This window comes from Oceanobacillus sojae (assembly GCF_900162665.1).
Lineage (GTDB): Bacteria > Bacillota > Bacilli > Bacillales > Amphibacillaceae > Oceanobacillus > Oceanobacillus sojae_A.
This window is the reverse complement of sequence record NZ_LT727810.1, coordinates 66,521-79,693: the sequence shown is the minus strand read 5'-3', so window position 1 is coordinate 79,693 and position 13,173 is coordinate 66,521. Positions and strand designations below refer to the sequence as shown.

The 13,173-nt window shown below is 34.5% G+C and carries 13 protein-coding genes; 2 read left to right on the top strand and 11 right to left on the bottom strand.

The genetic code is table 11. From position 1 onward, the window contains the following. Both BN1068_RS04195 and BN1068_RS04190 read right to left on the bottom strand, forming a co-directional pair. Window positions 1–588 (bottom strand): hypothetical protein, encoded by a 588-nt coding sequence (locus BN1068_RS04195; RefSeq protein ID WP_077601589.1) that lies wholly within the window; start codon window positions 586–588, stop codon window positions 1–3. Between the two features lie 86 nt (window positions 589–674). After that, window positions 675–1,187 (bottom strand): ureidoglycolate lyase, encoded by a 513-nt coding sequence (locus tag BN1068_RS04190; RefSeq protein WP_077601588.1) that lies wholly within the window; start codon window positions 1,185–1,187, stop codon window positions 675–677. A gap of 367 nt (window positions 1,188–1,554) precedes the next feature. Here BN1068_RS04190 and BN1068_RS04185 point away from each other — a divergent pair, with 367 nt between their 5' ends. Next, window positions 1,555–2,325 carry a DeoR/GlpR family DNA-binding transcription regulator gene (locus tag BN1068_RS04185; protein ID WP_077601587.1) on the top strand — a complete coding sequence of 257 codons (771 nt, stop codon included), beginning with the start codon at window positions 1,555–1,557 and terminating at the stop codon, window positions 2,323–2,325. A 527-nt stretch (window positions 2,326–2,852) separates the two neighbouring features. Here the strand turns inward: BN1068_RS04185 and BN1068_RS04180 are convergent. From BN1068_RS04180 to purB, 7 genes are all read right to left on the bottom strand, one after another. Further along, window positions 2,853–3,743 (bottom strand): dihydrodipicolinate synthase family protein, encoded by an 891-nt coding sequence (locus tag BN1068_RS04180; RefSeq protein ID WP_077601586.1) that lies wholly within the window; start codon window positions 3,741–3,743, stop codon window positions 2,853–2,855. A 171-nt stretch (window positions 3,744–3,914) separates the two neighbouring features. Continuing rightward, window positions 3,915–5,417: a tripartite tricarboxylate transporter permease gene (locus BN1068_RS04175; RefSeq protein WP_077601585.1), complete on the bottom strand. Its 1,503-nt coding sequence runs from the start codon at window positions 5,415–5,417 to the stop codon at window positions 3,915–3,917. A gap of 21 nt (window positions 5,418–5,438) precedes the next feature. Continuing rightward, the gene (locus BN1068_RS04170) at window positions 5,439–5,873 is read right to left on the bottom strand and encodes a tripartite tricarboxylate transporter TctB family protein (protein WP_175637065.1); all 435 of its coding nucleotides are present in this window, start codon (window positions 5,871–5,873) and stop codon (window positions 5,439–5,441) included. Window positions 5,874–5,939: 66 nt separating this feature from the next. Then, window positions 5,940–6,905: a Bug family tripartite tricarboxylate transporter substrate binding protein gene (locus BN1068_RS04165; protein ID WP_077601583.1), complete on the bottom strand. Its 966-nt coding sequence runs from the start codon at window positions 6,903–6,905 to the stop codon at window positions 5,940–5,942. Between the two features lie 17 nt (window positions 6,906–6,922). Continuing rightward, on the bottom strand, window positions 6,923–7,945 hold the full coding sequence (locus BN1068_RS04160; RefSeq protein WP_077601582.1) for a D-cysteine desulfhydrase family protein: 1,023 nt from the start codon (window positions 7,943–7,945) through the stop codon (window positions 6,923–6,925). An 11-nt stretch (window positions 7,946–7,956) separates the two neighbouring features. Continuing rightward, on the bottom strand, window positions 7,957–9,342 hold the full coding sequence (locus BN1068_RS04155) for an MmgE/PrpD family protein (protein WP_077601581.1): 1,386 nt from the start codon (window positions 9,340–9,342) through the stop codon (window positions 7,957–7,959). Then, window positions 9,335–10,699 carry an adenylosuccinate lyase gene (gene purB, locus BN1068_RS04150; protein WP_077601580.1) on the bottom strand — a complete coding sequence of 455 codons (1,365 nt, stop codon included), beginning with the start codon at window positions 10,697–10,699 and terminating at the stop codon, window positions 9,335–9,337. The genes BN1068_RS04155 and purB overlap by 8 nt, the downstream gene beginning before the upstream one ends. A gap of 123 nt (window positions 10,700–10,822) precedes the next feature. On the opposite strand from purB, the gene BN1068_RS04145 reads away from it, so the two are divergent. Beyond that, on the top strand, window positions 10,823–11,707 hold the full coding sequence (locus BN1068_RS04145; RefSeq protein WP_077601579.1) for a LysR family transcriptional regulator: 885 nt from the start codon (window positions 10,823–10,825) through the stop codon (window positions 11,705–11,707). 186 nt (window positions 11,708–11,893) lie between these two features. Here the strand turns inward: BN1068_RS04145 and BN1068_RS04140 are convergent, their stop codons facing one another. Then, entirely contained in the window at window positions 11,894–12,658 is a 765-nt protein-coding gene (locus tag BN1068_RS04140; protein ID WP_077601578.1) for an N-acetylmuramoyl-L-alanine amidase, read from the bottom strand. Between the two features lie 49 nt (window positions 12,659–12,707). Next, entirely contained in the window at window positions 12,708–13,133 is a 426-nt protein-coding gene (locus BN1068_RS04135; protein WP_077601577.1) for a phage holin family protein, read from the bottom strand. Between the last annotated feature and the right edge of the window lie 40 nt (window positions 13,134–13,173).

Genomic DNA, 13,173 nt, shown 5'->3' with positions numbered 1-13,173 from the left:
TTATTTTTTATATGCGTTCAAAAAGACATTACCATTTGGCAGCTTAACAAGTGTTTTTTGCGGTATATTTCTAATAATCAAGTAAGCCACCAATGCTGTCGGAACTTTATCAATAATATCTACTGACATATTAGATATAAATGCACTAGCCCATACCGGCACTCCAGATCCCATTAATATTCCGCCTAGTACTCCTGTTCCACTAACACCAAATCCGTTAAATAGAAAGTAAGAAATCAGACTTCCTGATATCCCGACAATCAGCCCCATAATGGCACCGGCTCCAATTGTTTTGGGAACAGTAGTAAAAAATCCTTTTTTAGCCAAGTATCCCGCTAATAATCCCATCAGCATGAAATTAATGACATAGAATAGCGATTGAGGATTTGTAATTGAAATACTTAAACAGGTAAGCAAACCAACAAGGATACCTGCAAATGGTCCAGCAATTGCTCCAATAGTAAATGTCCCGATAGTATCTAAAAATAAAGGCAACTTCAATAAAACAGCAATTTGACCACCAACAAAATTAACCGCAACACCAATAGGTATTAAAAAGATTAATAAACCCATGTTTCTATTTTTCATAACCCTTATTTCTCCTTTAATAACAAATTTTTTCTATCAACATTCAACATGATAAAAACGAAAGAGAGAGTCCCTTATTCTTCTCATTAAAATTTCATTTCAACTTTTCCCCCATTAATAAAAGGCACCCAAGGATTTACCATTTCATCACCAAATTTATCTGGTTTCTTTTCAATTGCAAAAAGATACGTAGAATCTTCATTAACCGGATAAGCAGGGCTATGCCAAACTCCTTTATTGATTACTATGCCCTGGCCAGGTTTAATCCGAAAACATTGCACAGTCAAGATATCCGGCTGTTCATCTGGATCATCTATATCGCCACAAAGTGCTACAGGCTGAATGATTTCTTTATCTAAAGCGATTAACAACTCTTCTCTGCTGACATGACGTTCCATTGCATCTACTATAAGCTCTCTTTGTTTTGTATTTACTAATCCCATTCCTATCGGTTCTGAGACATCTAACATAGCAATGTAATTCCAACAATCCCAACCCTCCCCTACTTTCGGAGGTGGTGTATTGGGAATCTCAATTACCTTGCCGAATTTTTCAAATTCAGCAGCATTAATATCTTTCACTGTTGTGTATTTAGACATGTTTGTCACTCCTTAAAAATAATATTCTCTTACTTATATTTAATAATTAAAACGCTTTCTTTAAATTTCAAAAACATAGCTAGATTATTTTTCTAGCAGCACTTTCCAGCATAATTGTAATGACTTCCTATAATACGTTGTATTGTGCTAAAGGTTATTTAACCATTGATAAGAATATCTATAAATCTAGCCTCCTTTTCAAAAAATTATATCTATTTGATAATCAATATGGTATATTACGTTATCGTTTATGTCAACATTTTATTTTTTAAACAAACATAATATAACATAAACAAACATAATTGTTGTTAATAGCCATATAAATAGCTATAATGATCTTAACGATAGTATTCTAGGAGGAAACTTAATGTTACGAGAAGAGAGACTAAAGGAAATAGAAAGAATATTGCGTGAAAAAGGACGCGTGGAGGTAGGAAATTTATCTAGAATATTTAATGTCACTGAAATGACTGTGCGAAGAGATTTAGATGAGCTGGCTACCCAGCAAATAGCTGTTCGATCACATGGGGGAGCAATCATTCATTCTGATAGGTTACTAGCTGAACGGCCTTATGAGTTAAGAATTTTAATGAACAGAGAAGAAAAGGAAAAGATCGCTGAAGCAGGTCTCTCTTTTATTAATGACGGGGATAAGATATTTATTGATTCCAGTACTACGGGATATTGCCTTGCCCATTCCATTCCTAATGAAAAAAGACTGTTAATTGTTACCGGAACCTTATCAACAGCAGTTGAATTAAACAATCGCCCCAACTTGCAAGTCGTATTTATTGGCGGTGATTTAGAAAAAGAAACTGGTTCCAGCAAAGGGTATTTCGCTGAATTAATGATTAACGCTATGAATTTTGATATAGCTTTTATCGGTGTTCCCAAAATAACTCCAGCAGGCATACTCACTACCTCCAGTATTGATGAGCTAATGATTAAAAAAGCGGTCATTAAAAAAGCTAAAAAGGTTATAGTGTTAGTAGATAGTTCAAAAATTGGTGAACCGGACTTTTTAGAGTTGTGTCATATAAGTAAGATTGATACGATTATTACCAACAAAGGTATTGATGAAGGATTTTTACAGACTTGTGAGGAAGAAGGAGTAGAAGTTGTATTGACGGATGTGTGAAGGTCGAAATGAACACCTCTAGTTTAACTCTTTTAATATCCATTTACCTATAAAATGGATTTATGCTTACTGTTATTGCTTTACAAACCTTGGAAATGTTGTATCTTTATCAATGACTTAGGATAACACTACACGTAAAGATACTAAATCTATCCTCAGGATATATATTTTTCCCGATATCCTATTTTCATCATTACTTGTAATCATTCTATTTGTAACCCAAAGTGTTTAAATTCAAGTATAACACTTGTTGACATATTTACCCATAAGTTCAAAATAAACCATGCCTAGACTTAGACATGGTTTATTTTTTACCTCATTGTCAATATTTCTTTGATTCCCCTCACAAAACTCAGTCAATTGTTGGCTTATTGTTATCAGATTACCTTTTTAAAAAGCAGTTTAGATGATTCAGTAGAGTTTATAATCCGTAACAAATTCACTATAACTATTTAAGATTAATTTGAACAATTTATCCTTTAATTATATTATCCAGTATGTTCAAAAATCCCAATAAAAATATGAACTTAATTAATCTTCAACTGAGTTATCACATTTCTAATAACAGATTTCTCATCCTCCATTAATGGTTTTAACGGAAGAATCGGTTCTCCTACATCATAACCTTGAATTTCTAATGCAGCTTTAACACATGCAGCCAGACCATACTTTTGAAAAATCTCATTCACTTTCCATAGCTCTCTTTGAACCTCAAGTGCTTCTTCCCATTTTTTAGAGCATATTAAGTCATATAAATAGATAGATTCTTTTGGAAAGATACATGCAGGTCCAGCCATCCAGCCTACTCCACCCATTTCCAGGACAGAATAAGGAATATGTGCAGATGCGCTAAATATTTTTAAGTTATCGCCTACTTTATTCATAATAGTAAGCAATCTTCCTGTGTTTCCAGTAGCATCTTTAAAATATTTAATATTAGGTTCTGAAGCAAGATTAATGACAATTTCAGATGTTAGATCTACACCACTAAAATTAGGATTATTATATAGAACAATTGGACATGATGCAGCTTTAGCAATCGTTCTAAAGAAATCATGAATTTCCGATTTAGAAAGTTTAAAATATGTATTTAAGATGAGGACAACCCCATCTACACCCATCTTTTCAAAATGTTTTATTTGATGTATCGCATCATTTGTTGTGTATGCGGATACACCAGGTATAACTGGCACTTGTCCTTGAGCTGCATCAATTACTGTCTGAACGACTTCTATTTTTTGCTCCCAGGAAAGATAATGTACTTCTCCAGTACTTCCAAGCGGACTTAATCCATGAACACCTTTATCTATTAAATCTTTTGTAAGTGCAGTTAAAACATCGTATTTAACCTTCCCGGTATCCTGATCTATTGGACTTATTAAATAAGGAATAATTCCATGAAAATCTTTATGTGACATTACATCATGCTCCCTTTTGATTTTATGATACTTTTATATTAATCATTCACTTTAATATTACAATATATTATTTAACTCTTTGAAAATAGATAACTCCTTTCTTAAAATATGAAAGATAATGAAGGAAGAACACAACTTTCCAGCTAATAGCTGCATCCTTCATAAGCTATTTTATTCGACATCCTTTCTTCTTCGGAACATTGCAGAAAACACAGGGTAGAAAACAAATAATGCTGCTGCAATTAACAATCCCAAACTTATCGGCTGTGTAAAGAATATTGTGAAGGAATCATTAGATAGTACCATGCTTTGTTGATAACTACTTTCTAATAGAGCACCTAAAACTACCGATAAAATCAAAGCAGAAAAAGGAATATTAAATTTGTTAAACAGATAGCCAACGATTCCAAAAGCAATGATAACCCACAAATCGAACAGACTGTTTTTAAACGCAAAAGCACCTGTAAAACAAAGAATAACAATACTTGCTGCCAATAATTCTTTTGGTACTTTTAATATCGTAGCTGTTAAGAACTTTGCCATTAACAAGCCTAAAGGAAAAATAAATATATAAGCTGCTAAAAAACCGATAATTAATAAATAAGCAACTTCCGGATTGTTATTAAAAAGAGAAGGGCCTGGCTGTAAACCATGAATCATTAACGCCCCTATAAATAATGCAGATACTGAATTTCCCGGCACACCCAAAGAAACTAAAGGAACCATCGAGCTGGCAACTACAGCATTATTTGCGGCTTCAGGAGCAGCTACTCCTTCCGGGGCACCATCTCCAAAGTTTTTCACTTTCTTTTTCAATCTGCGCACCGTATGATCATAAGCCATATATACAGCCATAATCATTCCTGCACCTGGAAGTATCCCAACAATTGTCCCTAAACCTCCAGAATATAATATCGTTGGCGTCAGCCTTTTAAACATTTTTTTATCAGGCAGTATTTTTCCAACTTTTACTTTCTCTGTTTTAGCTTCAACATCTTTTACTTTAGGCACTTCAAATAATTCTAATACAGCAGTAACACCAAATAAACCTATCATTAAAGGAACAAGAGGAATACCGTCTAGTAAGTCAGCCTGTTGAAAAGTAAATCGGGCGAACCCTGTCTGTGGACTCATCCCTATTGTAGCAATAAACAACCCTGTTAAAACAGCTATCATACTTTTTATAACATTTCCTTTAGCCATTCCAATCACTGTACACAAGCCTAAAATAATTAATGAAAAGTACTCCGGAGGACCAAATTTTAAAGCTTGTGCTGCTAAAAATGGCGATAACGTTATTAGTACAATGCCACTTATAACTCCTCCAATTGTAGAACTAACCGTTGATATTCCTAAAGCTTGACCAGCTAGTCCTTTCTTGCTCATTGGGTATCCATCAATGGTTGTTACCACAGAAGAAGCTGTTCCAGGAATTTTTAATAAAATTGCTGGGAAAGATCCTCCAAAACATGTGGCACAATAAATACCTACAAGTAACATAATCGCTTGTTGGGGATCCATACCAAAAGTAACTGGTATTAATACAGCGATTGTAATGTTGTCATTCATACCTGGTAATGTTCCTACTATTAATCCAATAATAACGCCCAATAATAGGAAAAGGATACTTGATAGTTGAGCTAATTCTTGTAACCCAATTAAAAAACCATCCATGAGAATTGCCTCCTAACTGTCCTATCCAATAAATGTATTTTGCGGCAATGGTATATTGAGAAGTGTATCAAAAAGAAAAAAGATGGCCGTTACTACTACAATTGCCGTTATTGAGCCAGATATTATTTTTCTGTAACCCATAATAATAAATGTACTTATAAAAAGTAAAAGGGAAGAAATAAAGTAGCCCAATATTGGTAATAGAAAGACATAAACAATCATCAAAAATAAAAGTATACTAACCTTCCTAATGTTTGCTATATCAAAAATAGCATCGCCTTTTTTTCTTATCGCCGTTTTGACTAGTAACGCACATGAAAAAATACATAAGGGGATGGAAATCAGCATTGGAAATTGCTGTGCTTGTTCCGGCATCTGAAGGCTTTGTATAAATATAAATATACTTAATCCAATAAAGAAAATAGATAAATAAAAATCACTATTTTTTAATAACATCTGTTCCCTCCTCACAAACATATAAGAAAGAAGAGCATGAATAACGGCATCCATACTCTGCTAAATTTATTCCAAAAATGGCAATACTTGCTGGATAAATTCCTCTTCTGTTTCTATTCTGCTATTTAGTTCTGCTGCATCACCCGCTACTACTTCAAATCCATAGCTTTCCATATCCTCTATAAAACCTTCATCATTTATAATATTAGTAAAGATTTCTTCCAATTCAGCCTTTGTTTCTTCTGGAGTATCTGCTGGTGCTGCTAAACCACGGAATGGTCCATACACCATATCAATTCCTTCTTCTTGGAATGTTGGCGTATCAGGCAGTTCTTCTGAACGTTCTTCACCCATAATAGCTATCGGTCTAATTGTTCCTTCTTCAATTTGGCTAGCAACTTCAGCATAGGTTAATAGAGCTGCGTCTACATGCCCACCTAATAGCTGCTGAATTTGTTCTCCTGCACTTTCTGTATGAACAAATTCTAAATTCCAGTCATGATTTTCATTTAACAAAATACCTGCACTGTGATGTGAGGTAGAGTGCCCCGGTGTAACTAAATTAATCCCTCCATTTACAGCTTGATCAGCTACTTCTCCAAAGGATTCTAACTCTGAATCACTAGGCACTACTAATAGCTCTGGTTCAAATGAATATAGAGCAATTGGTGCAAAATCTTCATGCGTATAAGATGTGTCTGTCGTTAATGGATTACTTACAACACTGGAAGTAAAAGCTAGTAATGTATATCCATCTGGTTCAGCATTGGCAACAAAAGTTTGTCCAATCACGGCTCCTCCGCCTTCTCTATTTTCAACAACAATATTTTGACCATTAATGTACTCATCTGCATTTTGTGCAATCATTCTGCTAATTGTATCCACTGCACCACCAGGACCAAATGGAACAATAAGCGTTATATCCTTTTCAGGAAAGTTTGATTCCTCTGCACTTCCATTTTCATTACTACAAGCTGTTAACAGTAAAAAAACAGCAATAAAGATAATGGAATATTTACTTATTAATTTCATATTTATCCCCTCTTTTATTAGATTTTAATGGAATCTAAAGAAAATAATGCCGGACTTCCACCTGTATGAATAAACATTACATTATCTGTATCTTTAAAGTAGTCTTTCTCAATCAAATCAATTAAGCCGGACATCCCTTTACCTGTATAAATATGATCCATGAACACACTTTCCGTTTCACTTAAGGTTTTTATAGCTTGTACTCCCTTTTCAGTCGGGATAGCATATCCTTCGCCAATATAGGAATCAAATACAGTAATATCATCCTCTGATACGTTAATGTCTAAGTTATAATGATTGATAAAACTTTCCGCTTGTTCCAACACTAATTTTTTTATCTCCGGCGCTGGTCTGGAGACACTGATACCGATAATTTTAGTGTCTATATTAAATAGTTTTTTACCAATAAGTAAACCGCCTATGGTGCTGGAGCTTCCAACAGAAGTTATAATATAGTCCATATGATTTTTACTTTCAATCATTTGTTGATATATTTCCAAACTGGCTAAACAGTATCCTAATGTTCCAGGTATACTTCTGCCTCCTCTTGGGACAATATAGACATTTTTACCTTCATTTTCATATTTCTTTTTTATTTCTTCTACTTTTTCTTCTCCTAGTATCCTCGCTCTGTTATGTTTTTCCTGATGTGTTAAATGTTCATCATCAGGATAAGCAAAATGAATTTCTGCCCCTAAAAGCTTATCTAATAATAAATTTCCTTCATATGCTTCAGGAGCGTCGTTCGTAATAACAAGGACAGGTTTTATTCCTGCCTTAACAGCGGCTGCAACCGTTAATCTGCCATGGTTTGTTTGTATGCCGCCAGACGTTATCATTACATCCGCTTTCTTTTCTAAAGCATCCGCAACGATGAATTCAAGTTTTCTAACTTTATTGCCGCCAAAAGCCAGTCCTGTTTCATCATCTCTTTTCAAATAAATATTTGGACCATTTAATTTATCTGAAAGATTTTTCAAGTGTTCAATTTGTGTGGGTAAATTAGCTAATCTATATCTAGGAATTTCTTTCCAATTCATAAATGAGCCTCCTATTTATTTTGGTAAAGCATATCCTTTAAAATACTGTTATATTGTTGCTGTTCTAAAGAAGTTAACTTATCATACAACGATTCAATAACAGCGCTTTCATAATTGTCTTCTAAGCACATCGTAAATTTTTGATGCATATCTTTTTCTGTAAATGGGTTAGATGGATGGCCAATCGGATATTCTACTTTCTTTTTAAGCGTTTTTGATTTGATATTAATCTTGACTGTTGCTACTTTTTCTTTCGATCCCGAGCCCTCTTCCTGCTCTTTATCTACAGTCATCACAACCTTGCTCATTAAGTCTTGTATCTTCTCCCTGTTCACATTTTCATCTGTAAATGTCTGAAGAGTTATTTCTCTATCAAATAACGCTGCTGCCAGGCAGTATTGCATACTAAATTTTCCTTCTAACGACGTTTTGGCATTGGGATAAATAAGAACCTTAGGTACGTGATAATGTACGATAACTTCAATATTTTCTACCTCATCTGCAGAAATATCATATTTATTCACAAGTTCTAATACCCCATCAATGGAACGGTGTGTATAAGCACAGCAAGGATATTTTTTAAAGATAATCCCGAATTCTTCCAGCTCCCATGTCTGTCCAATTTTATAGATATTAGACAAATCCAGCTTTTCTCCCGTCGTTAATGTATCAATAGAAATCGGATCTGAAAAAATATCAGTTGTTGCCGTCAATCCTTTTTTAATTAATTGTGAGAGTAAGTAGATATTTTGGTTTAAATAGCCGATATGGAGCGGTTTCGTCATTGTTCCAAAGTTTTTTCTGCTTCCAGCGGCTAAGGAACTTGCTAATCCAAATGCTTGTTTAATTTGTTTCGCATCGAAGTCCATTAAAGCACTGACAGCTGCTGTTGCACCAAAAATTCCTACGGTGGAGGTAGTATGGTAGCCTTGGCTGTACTGTCTTCCGCCTATACTTTCCCCTATCCGGGCTTCTACTTCAAATCCGATAGCATAAGCACGCATCATTTCTTGACCAGTTAGATTTCTTTCTTTTGCTATCGTTAAGATAATTGGAATTAATGTTACAGAAGGATGTCCTTGAAATGTAAAATTCACATCGTCAAAATCCAATACATGTGACATAGTTCCAAACAGTAACGCTCTTTCCATTCCTTTTCCACCCAAAGCCAGTTCGATTGCTGAGACATCTTCCATTTGTTCATTTGCTTCTATGATGATTTCTTTAACAATCTTCGTTTCCACTGTATCCACAGCAGCTAAAGATACACCAATCGTATCTTTAAAAGCATATTTGACAACTTCTCTTACACCATCCGGGATATCCTTATAGGTTGTATTCCGGATAAAATCAACAATTGCATTCATATAAGTATGTTGGTTATCTGTTTTATTCATTTAACTTTTCCTTTGTTTTTTGAACTACCGTATCAGCATAATCGTTGGAGTAACCAGTATAATTCGAGATATTAAATAATTCATCCAGTTCCTCTTTTGACAGGTTGTCCATAATTTCGCTATTCTTTAACAATAACTTCTCTAAAGCAATATTATTTTCATATGCTTCCATACAAGCATCATACACAATATCATGTGCCTTTTGCCGGCCTATTTTTTCACCAATTTTAATCATAATTGATTCAGATACAATTAAACCATTGGTTAATTCTAATAAATTCTTTTCCATCCGGTCTTTATTCACTTGCAAGCCTTTTATGACATCATTGGAACTACGCAAAATATTGGAAATGAGTAAACAAACTTCAGGTAATGTTTCCCATTCTACTTGCCAGGAAATCATGTCACGTTCATGCTCACTGATTAAACATTCAATAAATAACGGTACATTTGATTTAAGAATTCTAGCTAATGTGACAATATTTTCAGTTTTAGACGGATTTCGTTTATGAGGCATTGTACTGCTTCCTACTTTTCCTTTTTGGAACGGTTCTTCCAGCTCTCCAAATTCCGTCTTTTGTAATTGCACGACTTCATTCGCAATTTTTCCTAGTGTCCCGCTGAGAACCCCAAGAAATGAAGCAAATTCAGCAAATGTATCTCGTGCTGCATGCCAGGAAATATCAGGCTTTCCAACACCTAGCTCCTTCATTATTTCCTCTTGCAATTCTAATCCTTTACTTGTAACAGATGCTAATGTACCTACAGCTCCTGAAAATTGACCGACTAATAGTCTGGGCTTCAGTTCTGCCAATCGCTCACTGGATCTATTAATTTCTGATAACCAAACAGCTGCCTTATATCCAAATGTAACAGGGAGTGCCTGTTGTCCATGGGTTCTTCCTGCCAAAACAACTTCTTTATTTTCTTCAATTAAATCAATAAGCCCAAGTTGAAGATCTTTTATTTCACGCTCTAATATTTTAACAACCTCTTTAAGCTGTAAAACATTTGCTGAATCCATAATATCTTGCGTTGTTGCACCCCAATGTACATATTGTCCATACCCATCTTCACATACATCAGATAATTGTCTGATCAGGGGAACAATTGGATGGCTTGTTCTTTTAATTTCAATACCCAAATTATTTAAATCCATATTTTCTACTTTTGCTTTTGCGTCAATTTCTATTGCTGCTTCAGCTGGAATAATATTCAAATGAGCTTCTGCTCGAGCAAGAGCTGCTTCTACATCTAACCATTTTTGAACTAAATAGCTATCTGAAAATATCTCTCTCATTTCTTCTGTACCAAATAAATCTTTGAATAAAACGGAATCATAAATTGCTGCACTCAAATTTTTAACCTCCAATAATTTAATAAGTTTATCCTATCTCAAAATTCTAATAATTACTAATACTTGTTTTTCATACTTCTTATGCATTTTTGTTATACTAAATGAAAAGGTGGTGCTTAAATAGTGAATAAACAATTAGAATATTTTCGTAAAGTTGCAGAAACAGAGAGCTTTACGAAAGCAGCAGAGCAATTATTTATTTCTCAGCCTGCTTTAAGTCGTTCTATTAAATTTTTAGAAAATGAGCTTGGTGTGCCCTTGTTTGAAAGAAAAGGGAGAATTTTGAAGCTAAACCATTACGGCGAAATATTCCTGGAAAAAGTGGAAGAATCTATTAGCGCTCTTGAAGAAGGAAAAACATTATTAAAAGAATTGGTAGATCCTTTTACGGGGACTATTCGGATTTCTTTTATACATACTTTAGGGAATAATTTAGTACCTGAATTAATCTCAAAATTTCAAAAAATATATAAACATGTTAATTTTCAATTATATCAGGGAGATGCTGGAGCAGTCATCGAGCATATTGAGTCTGGGAAAGTAGATTTTGGTATTTTAATGGAGGCAAATTTCTCAGAAGATATTATTTATGAAACGGTTAAAAATGAAGAATTATTTGTTATTGTTCCTAAAAATCATCCACTAGCTTCAAAAAAGAGCCTTCCTTTAGATCTAATAAAAGATGAATCTTTTATTGGTTTTAAAGAAGGAATAGGGCTAAGAGCAGTTGCTGATAAGTTATGCTTAAAAGCCGGGTTTTCCCCAAACATTACTTTCGAAGGTCAGCAGGTTGGAACCGTAAACGGTTTTGTCTCTGCAGGTTTAGGAGTTAGTTTGGTGCCAAAGAACAGAGGAATAAGTGAATTTGATATTCAATGTATACCAGTTTCGAATCCTGTGTGTTTTAGAAATATTAATCTAGCATGGAAAAAGGATATTTTTATACCTAAAGTAGTCAATGAATTTAAAAATTTTATATATAAACATATTGCTGCTATTCAAATATAAAATTTTTAACCAATAAGGGGCTCTTCGTCCCTTACTGGTTAAAATTGAATAAATGTTATTTTACTGGCTGCATATCTCCTATTTGAAGGGACTAATATCTAATTCGAACTCGAGAAACGCTTTCCTTCGCTTAAAATGTCCCAACAGCAACAGTTAATCTTTAATCAAATATAAAAACTGTTTCTATTATCTAGTAAAATACCGCACATACTGCGTACTAGCAGTAATATACAACCCGCTCTTAAGCTGATACATATAACCATTGCCAACTTGGAACCTGTCTCCAACCACAGTAAATACTTCCCCTTGACTTACAATAACAGCACGATCATCCCAGTTCGGAGTATTGTAAGTCCATAAAGATGGTGTAATCACTTCTACATACCCTTGGCCGCTTCCACCACCTGATTTTCGGCTTAACCCAAGAGCCTGCGCAATACCATTCGCATGTCCTAAGGCAATTCGGTTAAGATAAGCATCTGATTTTAGTTTATTCGCGTCTGCTACCGTATCAATGAAACCATTCTCTGTTAAGACGGCAGGCATGCTTGATTCACGTAAGACATGAAAATTTGCCCGCTTTTTCCCGCGATTGTTAAAGTCAACCTGTTTCATAATTTCTGCATGAAGCTTATCACGATAAGTTACCGTGTTACTCGACACGCTCCCATTAAAGATATAATCTTCATAACCAGTGCCACCGCCAGCGTTGATGTGAATAGATACAAAGTAATCAGCACCCCAGCTGTTTGCATCATTTGTACGCTGTGCAAGGCTTAGAGTTGTGTCGCTTGTCCTGCTCATTCGGATAGTATGACCTTCGTAATCACGATTTAGGATATCCCGTGTTTTGAGTGCAAGAGATAAAGTTACATTTTTCTCCTGTAACCCGTTTGCAGATGCACCTGGATCTGTTCCGCCGTGTCCTGGATCTAAATAAATTTTTGCCATAATAAAATTCCTCCTTAAATATTTTTTTATAGAAAAAGAGCAGCTGCAGCTACTCTTTATTCTTGCTAGTAAATTCTTCTTTAATTTCTTTTTCAAATGAATTATTTGAATTATCAATGCTATGCAATTTTTCGGCTAATCCTGGCGGTACAAGAACGCCTACATCAGCTAAGTTTTCAGTAATGCTGATACCTTCGTTGACAATATAAAAAAGTACCGTAGCATATGCCACAGCACCATTCAATCCAAGTATCTGGTCAACAACATTAGCCAATACAATAACGACTAATATAAGCACTTTTCTAGCGTACCCAAATAAACTTTTACGGCTCCACAAATTATCATTTTTCCATGCTTTGAATAATCCTGTTAAGATATCTAAAGCCATCAATAATAAAAGCAGGTGGAGAAATTTCACTTCACCGAATAAATACATATGCGCTGCTTCCAAATATTCCAAATTAACACCCCCCATAATTTCAGCTCCTTATTTATATTAATTTGTCCCCTTATTA